We start from the raw sequence: 18295 nt of genomic DNA, 5'->3' as shown, positions 1-18295 counted from the left end.
CACGTTGCTAACTCGTCTTCGGCGCATCGGTTTTATCGGCTGCCTGTCTGTGCTCTTGATGGCGCAGACGGCAAATGCACAGCTCGATGCGCCTGACATTGCTGCGCGTGCTCAATTGAACACGGTGCAGCGCGAGTGGCTGAGACAGCATGTCCCGCTGCGCGTCGGCCTTGTACTGCGTGCGCCCTACGCGCAGTTCGATCAGCGCCTGCAGCAGTTGTCGGGTGCCAACGTCGAGTTCATGAACGCCCTGGCGGCCACGCTGCCTGTGGAGCTGCTGTGGCGAAACTTCCCTGATCAGGCTGCGCTCGAGAAAGCGCTGGCCGATGGTGAGGTGGACGTTGCACCCGGTCTGACCCAGACGCCTGCTGGATTGAAGCTCTGGCTGTTTTCCGATCCCTATTTGCGTGTGTCCCAGTTGCTGATCGGCGAACGGGACGGCAGCACTGCTGTGGATCTGGACAAGCTCGACAGCCTTTCGCGGGTTGCGGTGCGTATGCCCAGTGTCACGGCCGATTACCTGCGCACCAACTACCCGCACCTGAATCTGCAAGGCGTACCGCTGGAGCGTCAGGCGCTGCAGTTGTTGCTAAGCCAGCAGGCGCGCTACGCCGTGGCTGACGAAGCCCAGCTCAGTCGTCTGCTGCGCGAACCCGAGTTTGCGGGTCTTGCGGTCGTGGGCGACATCGGCTTGCCGCTGTTGCTGAGGGTGGCATCACGCCGGGATGCCCCTGAACTGGCGGATATCATTGGTGAAGCATTGCGTGCCATACCGGCCAGAGAACTGGATCAGTTGCACACTCGCTGGATGCCGCTGACGCCTTCGCAGTTCAGTGAATCACCGGGCCTCTGGCAGAACCTCTGCATCCTGCTGCTGGTGATGCTGCTGGCCTGTTTCGCCATCGTGGTCTGGCAGCGGCGCCAGCAGCAGGCACTTGAGCAGGAATTGCTCACGGCCCGCGATGACATCGCCCGCCGGGTGCAAGGGGAGGAATCGCTGCGGCTGGCGCAGTTTTCCATCGACCAGAGCACCGTCGGCATTCTCTGGGTCAATTGGGACAGCCGCGTGCGTTACGCCAACCGGGCGGCGGAGAACATGCTCGGCTATGCGTCCGGAAAGGTGGTTGAACGCCCCTTGATCGATTTCGACCCCAGTCTGCACATGGATCGCTGGCTCAACCTGTGGAAAAACGCTCGCTCGACGGAAGAAAGCCCGCAGCTGTTCGAGACCAATTGTGTCTGCGCCGACGGCAGCGTATTGCCGGTCGATGTGTCGCTGAGCTTTCTGCGCTTTCGTGAGGCGGAATATCTGGTGGTTTTCCTCAGCGATGTCAGCGAGCGACGTCGTGCCCATGATCAGTTGCGTGAACTGTCGGCTCACCTGGAAAGCGTGCGTGAAGAAGAGAAAGCCAGAATTGCCCGCGAGGTTCACGACGAGCTGGGGCAAATGCTCACCGTGCTCAAACTGGAAACCTCAATGTGCGAACTGGCTTACGCTGATCTGGACCCAGGTCTGAGCGAAAGGCTGGGCAGCATGAAGAAGCTGATCGCGCAGTTGTTCCAACTGGTGCGCGATGTGGCGACCGCGCTGAGGCCGCCGATTCTCGATGCGGGCATTGCGTCGGCGATCGAGTGGCAGGCCCGGCGCTTCGAGGCGCGCACGCAGATCCCTTGCCTGGTTCAGGTCCCGGACAATCTGCCAGCGCTCAGCGATGCCAAGGCGACGGGGATGTTCAGGATTCTTCAGGAAGCGCTGACCAATGTAATGCGTCATGCACAGGCGCACACGGTCGAGATCAGCCTGACACTTCAGCGCGACATGCTGTGCATGACCGTCGCCGACGATGGGAAAGGCTTCGTCATCGAGCCTGGCAGGTCGGCGTCGTTCGGCGTGGTCGGGATGCGCGAGCGCGTATTGATGCTGGGCGGCCGATTGGAGCTGGACAGCGAGCTGGGTGAGGGCACAACCTTGCGCGCCTACATTCCGTTGGACCCCGCTGGACAGGAGCGAGCAAAGTGATCCGTGTACTGGTAGCCGAAGACCACACCATCGTGCGTGAGGGCATCAAGCAGTTGATCGGTCTGGCCAAGGACCTGCAGGTGGTGGGCGAGGCGAGCAATGGCGAGCAACTGCTGGAGACGCTACGCCACGTGGCGTGCGAAGTGGTGCTGCTGGATATCTCCATGCCGGGCGTCAACGGACTGGAAGCGATCCCGAGAATTCGTGCCCTGAACAATCCGCCGGCCATTCTGGTGCTGTCGATGCACGACGAGGCGCAGATGGCAGCCCGTGCCCTGAAAGTCGGTGCCGCAGGTTACGCCACCAAGGACAGCGATCCGGCGCTGCTGCTGACGGCGATTCGTCGCGTGGCGGCAGGCGGGCGTTACATCGACCCCGAGTTGGCCGACCGGATGGTGTTCGAAGTGGGCCTCACCGATAACCGCCCGTTGCACTCGCTGCTGTCCGAGCGCGAATTTTCGGTATTCGAACGACTGGCCCAGGGCGCGAACGTCAACGACATCGCTCAGCAACTGGCACTGAGCAGCAAGACCATCAGTACCCACAAGGCGCGCCTGATGCAAAAAATGAAGCTCAACTCGCTGGCTGATCTTGTGAAATACGCGATGGAACACAAGCTGCTCTGAGTCTGAAAACGACATGCATCAGCGTTCTGGACACCGACCCTTGGGAGCGGACTTGTCCGCGAAAAATGGGTCAAGTGACGCAGATGTGCAGGGTTGGCTATCCTTTGCGGACAAGCGCAGCGTCGGCCGGTCCGCTTCCACTGGGTTCTGCGCAGTTTCAAAGACATATCCATCCCCGCCATCCCTGTAGGGCAATCCCTACCCCAAGCCTTCCAGCCCGCCTAGGCTAATCTCTCCTTACCCCCGATTTCCGGGGCCTCGAGGCTGTTCTAGTCTTGATGCCACGCAGACAAAACAAAGGTGTGGGTAATGAGCGACGTCGATACAAGCGCTGGAGCAGGTGATGTTCTGGTCAGCTTTCGTGGTGTGCAGAAGAGCTACGACGGCGAAGCACTGATCGTCAAAGACCTCAACCTGGATATTCGCAAAGGCGAGTTTCTCACCCTGCTCGGACCTTCCGGTTCCGGCAAGACCACCAGCCTGATGATGCTGGCCGGTTTCGAAACCCCCACCGCCGGTGAGATTCTTCTCGGCGGTCGTGCCATCAACAACGTGCCGCCGCACAAGCGCGACATCGGCATGGTGTTCCAGAACTACGCGCTGTTTCCGCACATGACGGTTGTCGAGAACCTGGCGTTCCCGCTGTCGGTGCGGGGCATGAGCAAGACCGACGTTGGCGAGAAAGTAAAGCGCGCGCTGGAAATGGTCCAGTTGCACAGCTTCGCTCACCGCTACCCGGCCCAGTTGTCCGGTGGTCAGCAACAGCGCGTGGCCCTGGCGCGTGCGCTGGTCTTCGAACCTCAGTTGGTGTTGATGGACGAGCCCTTGGGGGCGCTCGACAAGCAGTTGCGCGAACACATGCAGATGGAGATCAAGCACCTGCACCAACGCCTCGGCGTGACCGTGGTTTACGTGACCCACGATCAGGGCGAAGCGCTGACCATGTCTGACCGTGTAGCGGTGTTCCACCAGGGCGAAATCCAGCAGATCGCCCCGCCGCGCAGCCTGTATGAAGAGCCGAAAAACACGTTTGTGGCCAACTTCATCGGCGAGAACAACCGCCTCAACGGCCGTCTGGTCAGTCAGGACGGCGACCGTTGTGTCGTCGAGCTGGAGCGCGGCGAGAAAGTCCATGCGCTGGCAATCAATGTGGGTCAGCCGGGCGGTCCGGTCACGCTGTCCATTCGTCCCGAACGCATTCACCTCAATGGCCGCAGCGAAAGCTGCACCAATCGTTTCTCGGGTCGCGTGGCCGAGTTCATCTACCTTGGCGACCATGTGCGTGTGCGTCTGGAGGTGGCAGGCAAGACCGACTTCTTCGTCAAGCAGCCCATTGCCGAGCTGGACCCGGCGCTGAGCGTTGGCGACGTGGTGCCCATCGGATGGCAAGTCGAGCACGTTCGCGCGCTCGACCCCTTGCAGCAAGTGCATTGATCTATCGATAAAAGCAATAACAGAGGCGAATCAATCGCCCATTCCAATCGCTTACCAACACTGCTCGTGGAGAAACGAATTAATGCTGAAATCATTGAAGTTCACCGCCATCACCCTGGGCATGATGTGCGCAGCGCAGACCATGGCAGCCACAGACCTGACGGTCATTTCCTTCGGCGGTGCCAACAAGGCCGCCCAGGAAAAAGCTTTTTACGCGCCATGGGAAAAGGCGGGTAATGGCAAGATCATTGCCGGTGAGTACAACGGTGAAATGGCCAAGATCAAAACCATGGTCGACACCAAGAGCGTGTCCTGGGACCTGGTAGAAGTCGAATCGCCGGAGCTGGCGCGCGGTTGCAGCGAAGACATGTTCGAAATACTTGAACCCTCGGATCTGGGTAACGCCGCAAACTATGTACCGGGCGCCATCACGACCTGCGGTGCCGGGTTCTTCGTCTGGTCCACGGTGCTTGCCTACAACGCTGATAAGGTTGCCAGCGCACCGAGCGGCTGGGCGGATTTCTGGGACACCAAGAAGTTTCCGGGCAAGCGTGGCCTGCGCAAGGGTGCCAAGTACACTTTGGAGTTTGCTCTGATGGCCGACGGTGTTGCGCCGAAAGACGTCTACACAGTGCTCGCCAGCAAGGACGGTCAGAACCGCGCCTTCAAGAAGCTCGACGAGCTCAAGCCGAACATTCAATGGTGGGAAGCTGGCGCACAGCCGCCACAGTACCTTGCCTCCGGTGACGTGGTGATGAGCTCGGCCTATAACGGTCGTATCGCCGCCGTGCAGAAAGAAAGCAACCTGAAAGTGGTATGGACCGGTGGCGTCTACGACTTCGACGCATGGGCCATTCCGAAGGGATCGAAAAATGCTGAAGCGGCGAAAAAATTCATCGCTTACAGCCTGAGCCCGGAACAGCAGAAGGTCTACTCGCAGAACATTGCCTACGGCCCGGCCAATACTCAGGCGGTTCCGTTGCTGGACAAGGAAACCCTGCAGAACATGCCGACGACCCCTGAGAACATCAAGGATCAGGTGCAGATGAACGTCGACTTCTGGACAGATAACGGTGAATCCCTGGAGCAGCGTTTCACCGCCTGGGCCGCCAAGTAATCGCGTTACGTTGTGTTAGATCCGGGTGTTCCCTATCCAGGGAACACCCTCTTCGTTGAAAGATTCCGGAGTTCGCTATGGCCACCGCCGTGCCCCTGACTGAAGGCGCCAGCCCCAACTTGAAGCAACGTCTCGCGCGTGCAGAACGAGTCAATCGCTGGAAGGCCCAGGCACTGATCGCTCCGCTAGTGATCTTTCTGCTGCTGGTGTTTCTGGTGCCCATCGGTGCGCTGCTCTACAAGAGCGTGGGTAACCCGGAAGTCGTTACTGCCTTGCCGAGCACCGTGATCGAAGTCCAGAAATGGGATGGAAAAGGGCTGCCGCCCGAGTCGGTCTACAAGTCAATGAGCCTGGACCTGGCTGAAACCCGCAAGAATTCGACCTTGGGCGATCTGTCCCGGCGTCTGAACACCGAGCTGGCCGGCTATCGCAGCCTGCTGAGCAAGACCGCTCGTGCGTTGCCGTTCAAGACTGAGCCTGCCTCTTATAAAGAAGCACTTGAAGCGCTGGATGAGCGCTGGGGCGATCCTGCGTACTGGCAGGCCGTGCGCCGCAACACCAGCAGTATCACGCCTTATTACGTACTGGCCGCGCTGGATCATCGCATCGACGACCTCGGTGAAGTGGCCCCCGCGACCCCGGATCAAGCGATCTATCTGGACATTTTTGCCCGCACCTTCTGGATGGGGCTGGTCATTACCGTCATCTGCCTGGTGCTGGCGTATCCGCTGGCCTATCTGCTTGCCAGCCTGCCGTCACGCCAAAGCAACCTGCTGATGATTCTGGTGCTGCTGCCGTTCTGGACTTCAATTCTGGTGCGTGTGGCCGCGTGGATCGTGCTGTTGCAATCGAGTGGCCTGATCAACAGCGCGCTGCTGGCGATGGGCATCATCGACAAGCCGCTGGAGCTGGTCTTCAACCGGGTCGGCGTGTACATCTCGATGGTGCACATCATGCTGCCGTTCATGATCCTGCCGATCTACAGCGTGATGAAGAACATCTCGCCGACCTACATGCGCGCCGCGATTTCGCTGGGCTGTCATCCGTTCGCCAGCTTCTGGCGCGTGTACTTCCCGCAGACCTACGCCGGGATCGGCGCCGGGTGCCTGCTGGTGTTCATTCTGTCGATTGGCTACTACATCACCCCGGCCCTGCTGGGCAGCCCGAACGATCAGATGGTCAGCTACTTTGTCGCGTTCTACACCAACACCAGCATCAACTGGGGCATGGCCACGGCGCTGGGCGGTCTGCTGCTGTTGGCGACCATCGTGCTGTATCTGATTTATAGCTGGCTGGTCGGCGCCAGCCGCCTGCGTCTGAGCTGAGGAGCGTCACCATGCTGAATTCCTATACATCGCCGATCGAGCGCATCTGGTATTACGCGCTGCGCATCATCTGCGCGCTGGTGCTGCTGTTCCTCGTGCTGCCGGTGCTGGTCATCATTCCGCTGTCGTTCAACTCCGGCAGCTTTCTGGTCTATCCGCTGCAGGGTTTTTCCTTGCAGTGGTATCAGGACTTCTTCAATTCCGCCGAATGGATGCGTGCGCTGAAGAACAGCATGATTGTCGCCCCGGCCGCGACCCTTCTGGCCATGGTATTCGGCACGCTGGCGGCGATTGGCCTGACTCGGGGCGATTTCCCCGGCAAAGCGCTGGTCATGGCGCTGGTCATCTCACCGATGGTCGTGCCGGTAGTCATCGTCGGGGTTGCCAGCTACCTGTTTTTCGCGCCGCTTGGACTGGGTAACAGCTACACCTCGCTGATTCTGGTGCATGCGGTGCTGGGTGTGCCGTTCGTGATTATCACGGTGTCGGCGACCCTGCAGGGGTTCAACCACAATCTGGTGCGTGCGGCCGCCAGCCTGGGCGCATCGCCACTGACGACCTTCCGCCGGGTGACCTTGCCCTTGATCGCGCCGGGCGTGATTTCCGGTGCGCTGTTCGCCTTCGCGACCTCGTTTGATGAAGTGGTGGTGACGCTGTTTCTGGCGGGTCCCGAGCAAGCGACACTGCCGCGTCAGATGTTCAGCGGCATTCGCGAAAACCTCAGCCCGACCATTGCCGCTGCCGCAACCTTGCTGATCGGTTTTTCTGTTCTGTTGCTGCTGGTGCTGGAGTGGCTGCGTGGCCGTAGCGAGAAGTTGAGGACACAGGCGGCTTGAGGCCGTTGCGCAGCAGACACCAGATTGTGGGAGGACCTGTGTCAGGCATGAAGCGGTTTCTGATATTTAGCCGCTGAATGCCTCACAAAAACATCCAGAGTGCATCTGCGACATATCCAGAAACGTTGGAGTACAATGCGCGCCACCGTGATTCTGCTCAAACAGGTGCGTCATGCAGCCCTTCGTTATTGCCCCATCGATTCTTTCCGCTGACTTCGCCCGCCTGGGTGAGGAAGTCGACAATGTAATGGCCGCAGGTGCGGACTTCGTGCATTTCGATGTCATGGACAACCACTACGTGCCGAACCTGACCATTGGTCCGATGGTGTGCAGCGCGCTGCGTAAGTATGGCGTTACAGCGCCCATCGATGTGCACCTGATGGTCAGCCCGGTCGACCGCATCATCGGCGATTTCGTCGAGGCCGGTGCCACATACATCACGTTCCACCCTGAAGCCACGCAGCACATTGACCGCTCACTGCAATTGATCCGCGAGGGCGGCTGCAAGTCGGGTCTGGTGTTCAATCCGGCGACGCCGTTGAACCTGCTGGAATACGTCATGGACAAGGTCGACATGATCCTGCTCATGAGCGTCAACCCGGGTTTCGGTGGCCAGAAGTTCATTCCCGGCACGCTGAACAAGCTGCGTGAAGCACGGGCGCTGATCGATGCGTCGGGTCGTGATATCCGTCTGGAAATCGACGGCGGCGTCAACGTCAACAACATCCGCGAAATCGCTGCCGCCGGTGCTGACACCTTCGTGGCCGGCTCTGCCATTTTCAACGCTCCGGATTACCGCGAAGTGATCGAAAAAATGCGTGCCGAACTGGCGTCAGCCCGCGCATGAGCGGCTTCGAGCAGCTGTTCGCAGGTCAACTGCCCAGGCTGATCATGTTCGATCTGGACGGAACCCTCGTGGACTCCGTCCCGGACCTGGCCGTTGCCGTGGACAAAATGCTGCTTGAACTCGGGCGCCCGGCGGCGGGTCTCGAGTCGGTGCGTGCCTGGGTCGGCAACGGCGCGCCGGTGCTGGTGCGCCGCGCGCTGGCCAACGACATCGATCACAGCGATGTCGATGATGCCCTGGCCGAGCGCGGTCTCGACATTTTCATGGAAGCCTACGCGGAGAAACACGAGTTCACTATGGTCTATCCAGGCGTTCGTGAAACCCTGAAATGGTTGCAGAAAATGGGCGTGCAGATGGCGCTCATCACCAACAAGCCGGAGCGCTTCGTCGCGCCCTTGCTCGATGAAATGAAGCTGGGCCGGTTCTTTCGCTGGATCGTCGGTGGCGACACCATGCCCCAGAAAAAACCTGATCCTGCGGCGTTGTTTTTCGTCATGAAGATGGCGGGTGTTCCCGCCTCACAGTCCCTGTTTGTAGGCGACTCGCGGACCGACGTACAGGCTGCCAAGGCTGCCGGTGTAGCCTGCGTTGCGTTGAGCTATGGCTACAACCACGGTCGCCCGATTGCCGAGGAGTGTCCGGCGATGGTGATCGATGATCTGCGCAAGCTGATTCCCGGTTGCCTGGATCAGGACGCTGAGATACTGTTGCCCGACATCGAACGTCCCTCCTTTAGAGATTCCATCGTGGTGGTCACTCGCAAACTCTGGATGAAAGTCATGAAGGCCCTGGCCCGCTGGCGTTGGCGCGCCTGACTTGTTCCTGGCCGGCCTGCCGGTACGTTGCCTTACTGACCGATTTATCCTCAAACCACGAGGTTGCTCATGAACCGTGAAGAATTCCTGCGTTTGGCCGCTGACGGCTACAACCGCATCCCGCTTGCCCGCGAAACCCTGGCTGACTTCGACACGCCGTTGTCGATCTACCTGAAGCTTGCCGATCAGCCGAACTCCTATTTGCTGGAGTCTGTGCAGGGCGGCGAGAAGTGGGGTCGTTATTCGATCATCGGTTTGCCATGCCGCACCGTGATGCGCGTCCACGGTCACCGCGTCAGCATTACCCAAGACGGCGTCGAGATCGAAACTCACGAGTCCGAAGACCCGCTGGCGTTCGTCGAAACGTTCAAGGCGCGCTACAACGTGCCGACCATTGCCGGTCTGCCGCGTTTCAACGGCGGGCTGGTCGGGTACTTCGGTTATGACTGCGTGCGGTATGTCGAGAAGCGTCTGGCGAACTGCCCGAACCCGGATCCGCTGGGCGTACCTGACATCCTGCTGATGGTGTCCGATGCCGTTGTGGTGTTCGACAACCTGGCCGGCAAGATGCACGCCATCGTGTTGGTCGATCCGGCGCAGCAGGATGCCTACGAGCACGGCCGCAAGCAGCTTGATGAATTGATGGACAAACTGCGCCAGCCCATTACGCCGCGTCGTGGCCTGGACCTGGATCGACCGCCTGCGCCCGACCCGGTGTTCCGCTCCAGTTTCAGCCAGGGTGATTACGAAGCCGCTGTCGACACGATCAAGCAGTACATTCTGGCGGGCGACGTGATGCAGGTCGTCCCGTCACAACGCATGTCCATCGACTTCAAGGCTGCGCCCATCGATCTGTACCGGGCTTTGCGCTGCTTCAACCCGACGCCTTACATGTACTTTTTCAACTTCGGCGACTTCCATGTCGTCGGCAGTTCGCCGGAAGTGCTGGTGCGGGTCGAGGACAACCTGATAACTGTGCGCCCTATTGCAGGCACACGCCCACGCGGTGCCAACGAGGAAGCCGATCTGGCGTTGGAAAAAGACCTGCTGTCTGATGACAAGGAAATCGCCGAGCACCTGATGCTGATCGACCTGGGTCGTAACGACACCGGTCGTGTTTCGGAAATTGGCACAGTCAAGCTGACCGAGAAGATGGTCATCGAGCGTTACTCCAACGTGATGCACATCGTCTCCAACGTCACCGGCCAGTTGAAGGAAGGTCTGACGGCGATGGATGCATTGCGAGCGATTCTGCCGGCGGGCACCCTGTCCGGCGCACCGAAGATTCGCGCCATGGAAATCATCGACGAGCTGGAACCGGTCAAGCGCGGCGTGTACGGCGGGGCAGTGGGCTACTTTGCCTGGAACGGCAACATGGACACCGCCATCGCGATTCGTACCGCAGTGATCAAGAACGGCGAGTTGCACGTGCAGGCGGGCGGGGGGATTGTGGCGGACTCGGTGCCTGCGCTGGAGTGGGAAGAGACGCTCAACAAACGTCGCGCAATGTTCCGGGCGGTGGCGCTGGCGGAGCAGACCGCGGCGGAGTGAGCGCTCCAGCTCGCTTCGCCTGAGACCTGAGCTGCTGATCGTTCCGCCGCTCTGTGCAGGAACGGTCAGCAACCGGCATCCGATCAGAAATTCAGGCTCAGCGCCACGTTCGCTCCTTGCTGGGTAACGTCATCATTCTTGCGCCAGTTGTAGTTGGCGCGCAGCGTAAGGTCCTGAGTGAGTTTCTGACTGACGCCCAGCGTGGCGCGGTTCAGGTTGCGCTGCGGGGTGTAGCCGTCCAGCGTGAAGTCGATGGACGATACGCTGTTGAGCGACAGGGTTACGTCCTGCTGATCGGTTTCAAACTCCCGCTCACGCGCCACTTCTCCCCAGATCTGTGTCGATGGCGTGACCTGGAACTTGCCCTGCAAGCCCACGCCTGCCCGTTTGGATTTGCGAGTCTGATCGCTGAAGGTCAGAGCGGTCGAACGAGCGCCTTCTTCGGAGTAGCCGTCCACATCGATGTGCGCATAATCGGCGCTGATGAACGGCGACAGGTGCCAGCGGCTGGCCGTGCCCGCGATGTCGAAGCCGACCCGAGCACTTACGGCCCACATTTCGCCATCGGTATCGCCTTTCTCCTGACCCTCGCTCACGCCCAGCGCGAACTTGCGCTCGGCACTTTCGTAATCCAGCTTGCCGCCAGAGGCTGCCAGATCGCCCCACCAGTGATTGGCCTGATACTGCAGAAACGCGGTGGCAATGTAGCTGTTGAGTTTGTAATCCGAATCGCGCGGACCCGCTTCAAGGTTCTGTCGATAAGCGCCCGCAACGACTCCAGTGCGCCAGTTTTCAGCGAAGCGGTAGCTGGTGCCGATCGTCAGGTTGTAGCCCTTTCCGTGAGCATCGGCCGAGGTGTCCTGGGCATCGATGTCCAGTTTCTGACCGCCCGCCGAGAGGATACCTTGCCACTGGCCGACCGCCTGCCAGTTGCCAAAGTCAGTGAGCCACTGGGCATGAAGTTCGTCCTGATGGGCACGCAGGGTGCTGTTGGCCATTTCGGGCAGCAGGGTAATTTCCCAAGGCGCCGACAACAACGAATACGCATAGTCGGCCAGCAGGCGCTGACCGGCTTCGGTCGGGTGGACGCGGTCATTGAAAAACAGCTTGGTGGGGTCGGGCGTTGTGCCTGAGCGTCCGAAGGTGGCGCTTTCGTCGCAGTTGTCGCCGCTGAAACAGGTGCCGACCAGGTCTTCATTGGGGTCGAAGCCGAATCGCGCGGGTTGTGCCAGGGTTTCGCTGATCAGCAGAGGCACGTTGAGTGGGATGATTTGTGCGTTGATCTGCGACAGCCGACTGACCAGTTGTTCGTTGAATCGGGCGCTGAGTCTGGACGTCAAAGACTCCAGCACCGTGCCGCTCAGGGCGGGCGTCTGGCCGATGTCCGGCAGCAGCCAGACCATGATGTGACGTGCGCCCGCCTGCTGCAGCACTTGCGCGCTGTCGGCGAGCCGGTCTGCAGCGTCTTCGGCATCCCCGGAACTCAGTACGCGTCCTTGCAGAAAATCGTTGCCGCCCCCGGTCAGGTAATAGAGAGCGTTCGGATCGGCGCGCAACCCATTGGCCGGCAGATAACCGGGACGGCTGCGCAGGACGGTTTGCGATCCGTTGGTGATGGGCGTCACTGCGTCGGACCGCGTGGTTATCGAGTCCAGTACCTGGTCGGTCCGATAGCCACCCACTGCCCAATTGTTGCCATCCGGCAGACCCAGCGCAGCGTTGACCGGTGAAGTCGACGCGGCCAGATCGCCGGCAGGCACGTTGAGCATCCTGCCGATGAGCGTGGACGAGTTGAGGTTGTAAACCTCGCCGCTGCCGTCCTGATAGGTCGGCCCGACCCGGTTGGTGAAGCGCAGCGTCGACCCGGCAGGTCCGTCCGTGTCGGGGAACTGTCCGGCATCGGCCAGACTGTCACCGAACACCACCATGGTCGAGTAGGGCGCGGCGACGGCCGAGCTACAGGCCAGCGAAAGTAGACAGGCCGCAAAAGGCCATCGCCTTGATATCGTGATCATGAGAAAAGACCCTTTCCTGTTTTTTATTATGTCTAGGAAACGTAGCAAGCCTCTTCATGACCGCCAGCGCTATCGAAAGTTACCGCCCAGTGGTTGGCCTATCACTGGCGTAAATCATGCGGCCCTGTCCGTGACGATACCGTTGAGGTAATTCGCCAGGTCATGCAGATAAACGAAGGGATGCCCTTGGCGCGTGCCGCCAGTACGACTGACCTTGAGGGCGATGCGCCCTGCGTTGATCTTGCGCAACAGATTGCGGTCGTTGGACAGGTGCGAGAAGTAGCGCTCGCGCACGGCACTCAGCGATGGGCACGGCGTGGCGAATTCCTTGCGAAGCTGGTCGAGTATGTCGTTCATTCCGTGACTCCTTGTGGTTGTGTCTGTGCAAATGAAAGGTGCAGCGTCATGCCGCGTCTCCACTTGGCGGGGCAGGAAGCGTATCGATGTCAGGCGTGGCCTTGTTGCTGGGGTTGGTCAGAACCAGGAACTGCCCGGTCTGCCGCTGGATCATCTCGATGAGATGTCTGTCGCAGGCTGCCGGGTGCAGATACACCGGGCAGCGTGCTTTTGGTCGTGTGGTCTGCATGTTCGTACTCCATGACGAGGTGCGAACAGACAATACGATATGTAGTGGAAAGCTGCAATACAGTTTGTATATTTAAATACGTTCTGTATTAGTACAGGTCTGCCGATTCGACGTACCACGACACATTGACCGTGCCATTTTCGAAGTTGCGCGTCACGTTGATACCTTCTGCCTCGCTGATCTGCTCGACGATTTGTTCCCAGTGGACAGGGGATTCGCCGGGTTCCCTGCTTAACAGCACCTGGTGCTCGATCTGCGCTTTGGGGCTGGTGATCAAGTCCTGGATACGCTGGGCGAGCGCCAGGTAGGCGTCATGTTGCGAGGCTTCAGGTGTCAGGGTTTGCATGCGTGAACTCCTTTTTACTGTATGTGCGTACAGTAGTTGAGTAATATTTCCCACGCAAGCGGCAAACCTTTCCTATGTGAAAGTCAGGACCCTGAATGCCGGGCATAAAAAAGCCTCGCTGGGCGAGGCTTGGGGATCATCACGGTGATCAAAGGCGCATGGTCATCTGCCGGATAACACCGATCAGTTTGCATTCTTCGGTGATCGCGATGGTGGGGTAGGCGGGGTTGAGCGGTTTCAGGAAATAGCGCCCCGCGTCTTCGACCAGTTTCTTGAAGGTCGCCTCGTTGCTCTCCGGGAGCTTGGCAATCACCAGCTTTCCAGGGGTCGGCTCAATGCCGGTGTCCACCAGAATCAACATGCCTTCCGGAATGCTCTGGCCTGCGGGTGCTGTCATCGAATCGCCGCGCACGACCAGCCAGAAGGCTCGGCCCTTGGCTTTGTAGTCGCTCAGTTCGAAGGTGTCGGAGTAACCGACCGGATAAGGCTCGACGGCCTCATTCCAGCCTCCGGCTTCGACCCAACTGATCACCGGGTAGCGATAGAAACGCGATGGCTGCTCTGTTGGCGCAACGTTCTGTTGTCCTGGCTCGTTCCACGGGATCGAGGTGGTGAGGATTGGCAGGCCCAGCTCGCCGAGCAATCGATTGATCACCTCGATCTTGGGCTCGCGTTTGCCGTTCAGCCAGTGCCCGACCGCGCCGGGCGTAACCCCCATGCGTTCGGCCATTTCTTCCTGGCTGATCTGCTGGGTATCCATGACCTGTCTTGCGACTTCATACCATTTATTCATGCGTCGAATCATACAGGCTGTAGGGTGTTCTTCAATATACACATTGTAATGCCTTGTTGTGTATAAAAAATACAGATTGTATTGTCTGGCTTTCTCGAGGACGTCAGGTGACGTTCTCTGAACAGTCAGGAGCGACACGATGATCGAAGAAGTAGAAGCGGTGATGGTGCACTGGGGCGAGCAGCGCAATCGTATTGGCCTGAGTGGCGGGTTGAGCAGTCCGATGGCCGGGATCATGGAATGGGGTGCTTATATTCCCCGCAGCACGCCGGGCTCGCGATCGCTGATCGGCAATGGCAGCGGCATGGACTATATAAGCAGCGAAGTCGAAGCCGCTGTTGCCGAGATGGCACGCAGTCCGGTCAGGAGCCGAGGGCCTGAATTAGCGCAGCTCGCCAACCTGCGTTACGTGGAGTCGCTGCCGATGCGCGAGCAGATGCGTTTGCTGGGCATTAATGAAGGCGCCGATCGAACCTACCGCAACTGGGTCGACAAGCTCCATCAAAGCGTTCTGACCGCGCTTTCTGCGCGTAGCGCCTCCCGAAGCCACAAGAAGGAGGTCGCGCGCAGAGCCTGATTCCGTCTCGGATCACGCGGTGTTTCGCACCGCTCATCCGGGTTGATTGCACAGCTGCGGTCGAACTCGGGTTGAAGTCCGGTCAAACTCGACCCACCCCGAAATTGCCCCTTCCCAGCCTTTCCGGAGGGGGGTAAAAAGGTCCCACGATATGCGATTTGCGCCTCGGAACTGCTGCTCAAGGCAGGCCGCGCAACGGCTGAAACGGGTCATTCGTGACCCGCCTCGAAGCCCGCCCTGGCGGACTACCGTCATGGATTTCCCCGGCCGCCACTGTGCGGCCTTTTTTATGCGTGGAGCAAAGATGGACCCAACCGACCTTGGACCAGGCACAGCTACCTGGCTGGGCGGCACTGGCACCATTCTGCTTGGCGGCTTTTTATGGCTGCGCAAGTTTCTTTCCAGAGACGCCGCCGACCGGGCAATGGATAACGCCGACATCGGCACCGTCCGGCGGCTCAATGAACTGCTCGACTCCGAGCGACAGATTCGCAAGGAGGCTGAAGCGCGGGCTGATCAGTTCGCCAGGGAGCGCAACGAACTGGCCGCAGCCGTCGGCCGTATGGAGGGCAAGATCGAAGCCCTGACCAGCCACATCGTGCAGCTCACCGACAAGGTGACCACCCAAAGCGCCGAGATAGCCCGGCTTCGTTCCCAGCTCGGAGGTGCCAACGATGCACAGATGCGTAATTGATTTCATCGCCCGTCGCGCCTGGCGCCAGATCGAGGTCTGGGTGATCGCCGCGTTGATGATCGCGGGCTGCCTGATGCTCGGGTTTCAGGCCGGGCAATGGTCGGCCAATGCCGAACACACCCAGCAACTGACCGAGGTCCGCAAGGCCTATGACGCGGCGCTGGGCAGGCGCGATCTTCGTCTGGACCGGCTGGCCGAGAGCACAACCGAGGCCGTCGGCAAGGTTGAAAGCGCCGCCACGGTCGCCAGTGAGGCGGCGCACACGGCCAGTCGTGCTGCCGACAAGGCCAACAAGGTGCTGGACAAGGCGACCCAGTAGCTCAAGGCGTTCACCCCTGTACACCTTCCAGACTGGCAGCCATTGCTGGCGTGCCGGATCGACATTTCTTACACGCGGATTCACTCATGAAGATAACCCCGATTGTTGCCCATCTGCAGGCGACCTGCCCGACCTTTGCCGGGCGAATCAGCGCCGGGATCGACTGGGCGGCGGTTGCCCTCGGCGATCAGCTCGCGCATCCCTCGGCTTATGTGATTGCCACTGGCGATCTGGCCACGGCCAACGATTTGCAGAACGTCGTTCGCCAGACCGTCACTGACCGGCTCGACGTGGTCGTGGTGCTTGATGGCGGTGACAAGCGCGGACAGGAAGCCAGTGAGCAATTGCATGGGATTCGCGCCGAACTATGGCGTGCGCTGGTGGGCTGGAGCCCGGAGCGCGAGTACGAACCGATGCAATACCAAGGCGGTGCGCTGGTGCAGATCAGCGGTGACCGCGTGACCTATCGCTTCGGCTTTGCCGCCCAGTTTCAGCTGGGTCGCAACCTCGAAAGCCAGCCCGCAGAAACCTGGCATGAGGCGTATCTGGACGGTTTGCCGGGCTTTACCGGTGCCACGTTCGAGATGGACAGCATCGACCCGGCGGACCCCAACCTGAAACACCCAGGCCCGGATGGGCGTATCGAAGTGAAATTCTCAGGAGATGTAAAACCATGACCCAACGCATCACCGTTCTACCGGCCGAAGGTCGCACGGTACCCGACCCGGAAGCAGGCGATCTGTTGCCTGCCGAAGGGCGGACAGTGACGTTCAACGCCTGGTGGCAACGCCGTCGCAACGACGGCGATATCACCATTCAAACCGAGCAATCCCCCACTCAATCCGCCGAAACGGCTTAACCAAGAGGAAGCCAAACAATGGCTATCAGTTTTAACAACATTCCATCCGATGTCCGTGTGCCGCTGTTCTATGCGGAGATGGACAACTCGGCCGCCAACAGCGCGTCGGCCGGCATGCGCCGTCTGATCGTTGCTCAAGTCAACGACGATGTCACCGGCCCGGAAATCGGTTCGCTGGTGCTGGTGCCGAGCGTGGCGCTGGCGAAGAACCTCGGCGGGCAGGGCTCCATGCTCGCCGCCATGTACGAAACCTGGCGCAAGGCCGACCCGACCGGTGAAGTCTGGTGCCTGCCGCTGCTCAACACCGAAGGTGCCAAAGCCGGTGCGACCGTCACCGTAGCGGGTGCTGCGACCGAAACCGGTCTGCTGAACCTGTACGTCGGTGGCGTGCGTGTGCAGGCCACGGTGGTCAACGGCGCAACGGCGGCTCAGGCTGCCAATGCCCTGTCGGTGAAGATCAACGCCACGCCTGATCTGCCAGTCCGTTCGGTTGTAGACGCGGGCGTGCTGACCCTTTCCTGCAAATGGAGCGGCGTGAGCGGCAACGACATCCGTCTGGAATTCAACCGCCTGGGCAAGACCAATGGCGAAGCGATTCCGGCAGGTCTGACCGCTGAAGTCACTGCCATGACCGGCGGCGTCGGCACTCCTGATCAGGTTCAGGCCCTGGCGGCACTGGGCGATGAGCCTTTCGAGTTCCTGTGCCTGCCGTGGACCGACACCACTACGCTGGATGCGTGGAAAGCGGCGATGGATGACAGTACCGGTCGCTGGAGCTGGGCGCGTCAACTGTACGGTCATGTCTACAGCGCCAAGCGTGGCACAGTCGGTACGCTGGTCGCGGCAGGTCAACTGCGCAACGATCAGCACATCACCATTCAGGCCGTCGAGATGGCAGCACCGCAACCGGTCTGGCTGCAAGCGGCTGCACTGGCTGCACGCACCGCGGTGTTCATTTCCGCCGATGCCAGCCGTCCGACCCAGAGCGGCACCATGCCCGGCCTGGATCCGGCACCGGCCAGCCAGCGTTTCACCCTGACCGAGCGTGAGTCGCTGCTGCGTTACGGCATTGCCACGGCGTACTACGAAGGCGGTTATGTGCGCATTCAGCGTTCGATCACCACGTACCAGAAGAACGCCTATGGTCAGGCCGACAACTCGTACCTGGACAGCGAAACCATGCACCAGTCGGCGTTCATCATTCGCCGCCTGCAGGGTGTGATCACCAGCAAGTACGGCCGCCACAAGCTGGCCAGCGATGGCACGCGTTTCGGCGCCGGTCAGCCGATCATCACGCCGAGCACCATTCGCGGCGAGCTGATCGCGCAGTACGCCCGTCTTGAGGAAGAAGGCCATGTGGAGAACGCTGAAGTGTTCGCCCAGCACCTGATCGTCGAGCGCGACAGCAACGATCCGAGTCGCGTGAACGTGATGTTCCCGCCGGATTACATCAACGGCCTGCGCGTGTTCGCGCTGCTCAACCAATTCCGCCTGCAGTACGACGAAGCGGCGTAAGTTTTCCCACCAACATCACT

The 18295-nt window shown here is 60.2% G+C and carries 20 protein-coding genes; 15 read left to right on the top strand and 5 right to left on the bottom strand.

The annotated features are described in order from the left end of the window. Positions 1-58 precede the first annotated feature (58 nt). The 9 genes from KDX39_RS25365 (at position 59) to trpE (ending at position 10571) form a co-directional block, all read left to right on the top strand. Positions 59-2020, top strand: a complete 1962-nt coding sequence (locus tag KDX39_RS25365) for a sensor histidine kinase (protein ID WP_231662285.1) — start codon at positions 59-61, stop codon at positions 2018-2020. Further along, the gene (locus KDX39_RS25360; RefSeq protein ID WP_004885362.1) at positions 2017-2646 is read left to right on the top strand and encodes a response regulator; all 630 of its coding nucleotides are present in this window, start codon (positions 2017-2019) and stop codon (positions 2644-2646) included. Before KDX39_RS25365 ends, KDX39_RS25360 begins: the two co-directional genes overlap by 4 nt. Positions 2647-2955: 309 nt before the next feature. Continuing rightward, positions 2956-4080, top strand: a complete 1125-nt coding sequence (locus KDX39_RS25355; RefSeq protein ID WP_231662270.1) for an ABC transporter ATP-binding protein — start codon at positions 2956-2958, stop codon at positions 4078-4080. A gap of 82 nt (positions 4081-4162) precedes the next feature. Further along, a complete protein-coding gene (locus KDX39_RS25350) occupies positions 4163-5197 on the top strand; it encodes a polyamine ABC transporter substrate-binding protein (protein WP_231662269.1) in 1035 nt (344 codons plus the stop codon). Between the two features lie 77 nt (positions 5198-5274). After that, complete coding sequence (locus KDX39_RS25345; protein WP_231662268.1) at positions 5275-6522, top strand: ABC transporter permease; 1248 nt, start codon at positions 5275-5277, stop codon at positions 6520-6522. Between the two features lie 11 nt (positions 6523-6533). Then, a complete protein-coding gene (locus KDX39_RS25340; protein ID WP_231662267.1) occupies positions 6534-7358 on the top strand; it encodes an ABC transporter permease in 825 nt (274 codons plus the stop codon). Between the two features lie 172 nt (positions 7359-7530). Further along, the gene (gene rpe / locus KDX39_RS25335) at positions 7531-8205 is read left to right on the top strand and encodes a ribulose-phosphate 3-epimerase (RefSeq protein ID WP_099228579.1); all 675 of its coding nucleotides are present in this window, start codon (positions 7531-7533) and stop codon (positions 8203-8205) included. Beyond that, positions 8202-9020, top strand: a complete 819-nt coding sequence (locus KDX39_RS25330; RefSeq protein ID WP_231662266.1) for a phosphoglycolate phosphatase — start codon at positions 8202-8204, stop codon at positions 9018-9020. Before rpe ends, KDX39_RS25330 begins: the two co-directional genes overlap by 4 nt. A 69-nt stretch (positions 9021-9089) precedes the next feature. After that, the gene (gene trpE, locus KDX39_RS25325) at positions 9090-10571 is read left to right on the top strand and encodes an anthranilate synthase component I (RefSeq protein ID WP_231662265.1); all 1482 of its coding nucleotides are present in this window, start codon (positions 9090-9092) and stop codon (positions 10569-10571) included. An 83-nt stretch (positions 10572-10654) separates the two neighbouring features. Here trpE and estP read toward each other — a convergent pair whose 3' ends face one another. The 5 genes from estP to KDX39_RS25300 form a co-directional block, all read right to left on the bottom strand. After that, positions 10655-12586 (bottom strand): esterase EstP, encoded by a 1932-nt coding sequence (gene estP / locus KDX39_RS25320; protein WP_231662264.1) that lies wholly within the window; start codon positions 12584-12586, stop codon positions 10655-10657. Between the two features lie 114 nt (positions 12587-12700). Next, positions 12701-12943, bottom strand: a complete 243-nt coding sequence (locus KDX39_RS25315; RefSeq protein ID WP_231662263.1) for a pyocin activator PrtN family protein — start codon at positions 12941-12943, stop codon at positions 12701-12703. Positions 12944-12989: 46 nt separating this feature from the next. Then, entirely contained in the window at positions 12990-13172 is a 183-nt protein-coding gene (locus KDX39_RS25310; RefSeq protein WP_231662262.1) for a hypothetical protein, read from the bottom strand. 88 nt (positions 13173-13260) lie between these two features. Further along, complete coding sequence (locus tag KDX39_RS25305) at positions 13261-13518, bottom strand: DUF1654 domain-containing protein (protein WP_184322181.1); 258 nt, start codon at positions 13516-13518, stop codon at positions 13261-13263. A gap of 148 nt (positions 13519-13666) precedes the next feature. Next, on the bottom strand, positions 13667-14278 hold the full coding sequence (locus KDX39_RS25300) for a LexA family protein (protein WP_180274356.1): 612 nt from the start codon (positions 14276-14278) through the stop codon (positions 13667-13669). A gap of 172 nt (positions 14279-14450) precedes the next feature. Here KDX39_RS25300 and KDX39_RS25295 point away from each other — a divergent pair, with 172 nt between their 5' ends. From KDX39_RS25295 to KDX39_RS25270, 6 genes are all read left to right on the top strand, one after another. Next, a complete protein-coding gene (locus KDX39_RS25295; protein WP_231662261.1) occupies positions 14451-14888 on the top strand; it encodes a hypothetical protein in 438 nt (145 codons plus the stop codon). Between the two features lie 304 nt (positions 14889-15192). Continuing rightward, a complete protein-coding gene (locus KDX39_RS25290; protein ID WP_099228570.1) occupies positions 15193-15582 on the top strand; it encodes a chemotaxis protein in 390 nt (129 codons plus the stop codon). After that, positions 15563-15901, top strand: coding sequence for a hypothetical protein (locus tag KDX39_RS25285; protein WP_099228569.1), 339 nt, complete (start codon positions 15563-15565; stop codon positions 15899-15901). The genes KDX39_RS25290 and KDX39_RS25285 overlap by 20 nt, the downstream gene beginning before the upstream one ends. 86 nt (positions 15902-15987) lie before the next feature. Next, positions 15988-16578 (top strand): phage tail terminator protein, encoded by a 591-nt coding sequence (locus KDX39_RS25280; RefSeq protein WP_184322178.1) that lies wholly within the window; start codon positions 15988-15990, stop codon positions 16576-16578. Then, complete coding sequence (locus KDX39_RS25275) at positions 16575-16760, top strand: DUF2635 domain-containing protein (RefSeq protein ID WP_231662260.1); 186 nt, start codon at positions 16575-16577, stop codon at positions 16758-16760. Before KDX39_RS25280 ends, KDX39_RS25275 begins: the two co-directional genes overlap by 4 nt. A gap of 18 nt (positions 16761-16778) precedes the next feature. Next, positions 16779-18275 carry a phage tail sheath subtilisin-like domain-containing protein gene (locus KDX39_RS25270; RefSeq protein WP_122689876.1) on the top strand — a complete coding sequence of 499 codons (1497 nt, stop codon included), beginning with the start codon at positions 16779-16781 and terminating at the stop codon, positions 18273-18275. The last annotated feature ends 20 nt before the right edge of the window (positions 18276-18295 follow it).

The sequence above is a fragment of the Pseudomonas sp. CDFA 610 genome (assembly GCF_021147865.1).
Taxonomy (GTDB): domain Bacteria; phylum Pseudomonadota; class Gammaproteobacteria; order Pseudomonadales; family Pseudomonadaceae; genus Aquipseudomonas; species Aquipseudomonas alliivorans.
This window is presented reverse-complemented; position numbering and strand designations above follow the sequence as displayed.

Excerpts from the sequence above, each read along its gene's own strand:
- KDX39_RS25365 (WP_231662285.1), top strand. The coding sequence starts at position 59 with ATGGCGCAGACGGCAAATGCACAGCTCGATGCGCCTGACATTGCTGCG.
- KDX39_RS25355 (WP_231662270.1), top strand. The coding sequence starts at position 2,956 with ATGAGCGACGTCGATACAAGCGCTGGAGCAGGTGATGTTCTGGTCAGC.
- KDX39_RS25350 (WP_231662269.1), top strand. The coding sequence starts at position 4,163 with ATGCTGAAATCATTGAAGTTCACCGCCATCACCCTGGGCATGATGTGC.
- KDX39_RS25345 (WP_231662268.1), top strand. The coding sequence starts at position 5,275 with ATGGCCACCGCCGTGCCCCTGACTGAAGGCGCCAGCCCCAACTTGAAG.
- KDX39_RS25340 (WP_231662267.1), top strand. The coding sequence starts at position 6,534 with ATGCTGAATTCCTATACATCGCCGATCGAGCGCATCTGGTATTACGCG.
- rpe (WP_099228579.1), top strand. The coding sequence starts at position 7,531 with ATGCAGCCCTTCGTTATTGCCCCATCGATTCTTTCCGCTGACTTCGCC.
- KDX39_RS25330 (WP_231662266.1), top strand. The coding sequence starts at position 8,202 with ATGAGCGGCTTCGAGCAGCTGTTCGCAGGTCAACTGCCCAGGCTGATC.
- trpE (WP_231662265.1), top strand. The coding sequence starts at position 9,090 with ATGAACCGTGAAGAATTCCTGCGTTTGGCCGCTGACGGCTACAACCGC.
- estP (WP_231662264.1), bottom strand. The coding sequence starts at position 12,586 with ATGATCACGATATCAAGGCGATGGCCTTTTGCGGCCTGTCTACTTTCG.
- KDX39_RS25315 (WP_231662263.1), bottom strand. The coding sequence starts at position 12,943 with ATGAACGACATACTCGACCAGCTTCGCAAGGAATTCGCCACGCCGTGC.
- KDX39_RS25310 (WP_231662262.1), bottom strand. The coding sequence starts at position 13,172 with ATGCAGACCACACGACCAAAAGCACGCTGCCCGGTGTATCTGCACCCG.
- KDX39_RS25305 (WP_184322181.1), bottom strand. The coding sequence starts at position 13,518 with ATGCAAACCCTGACACCTGAAGCCTCGCAACATGACGCCTACCTGGCG.
- KDX39_RS25300 (WP_180274356.1), bottom strand. The coding sequence starts at position 14,278 with ATGGATACCCAGCAGATCAGCCAGGAAGAAATGGCCGAACGCATGGGG.
- KDX39_RS25295 (WP_231662261.1), top strand. The coding sequence starts at position 14,451 with ATGATCGAAGAAGTAGAAGCGGTGATGGTGCACTGGGGCGAGCAGCGC.
- KDX39_RS25290 (WP_099228570.1), top strand. The coding sequence starts at position 15,193 with ATGGACCCAACCGACCTTGGACCAGGCACAGCTACCTGGCTGGGCGGC.
- KDX39_RS25285 (WP_099228569.1), top strand. The coding sequence starts at position 15,563 with ATGCACAGATGCGTAATTGATTTCATCGCCCGTCGCGCCTGGCGCCAG.
- KDX39_RS25280 (WP_184322178.1), top strand. The coding sequence starts at position 15,988 with ATGAAGATAACCCCGATTGTTGCCCATCTGCAGGCGACCTGCCCGACC.
- KDX39_RS25275 (WP_231662260.1), top strand. The coding sequence starts at position 16,575 with ATGACCCAACGCATCACCGTTCTACCGGCCGAAGGTCGCACGGTACCC.
- KDX39_RS25270 (WP_122689876.1), top strand. The coding sequence starts at position 16,779 with ATGGCTATCAGTTTTAACAACATTCCATCCGATGTCCGTGTGCCGCTG.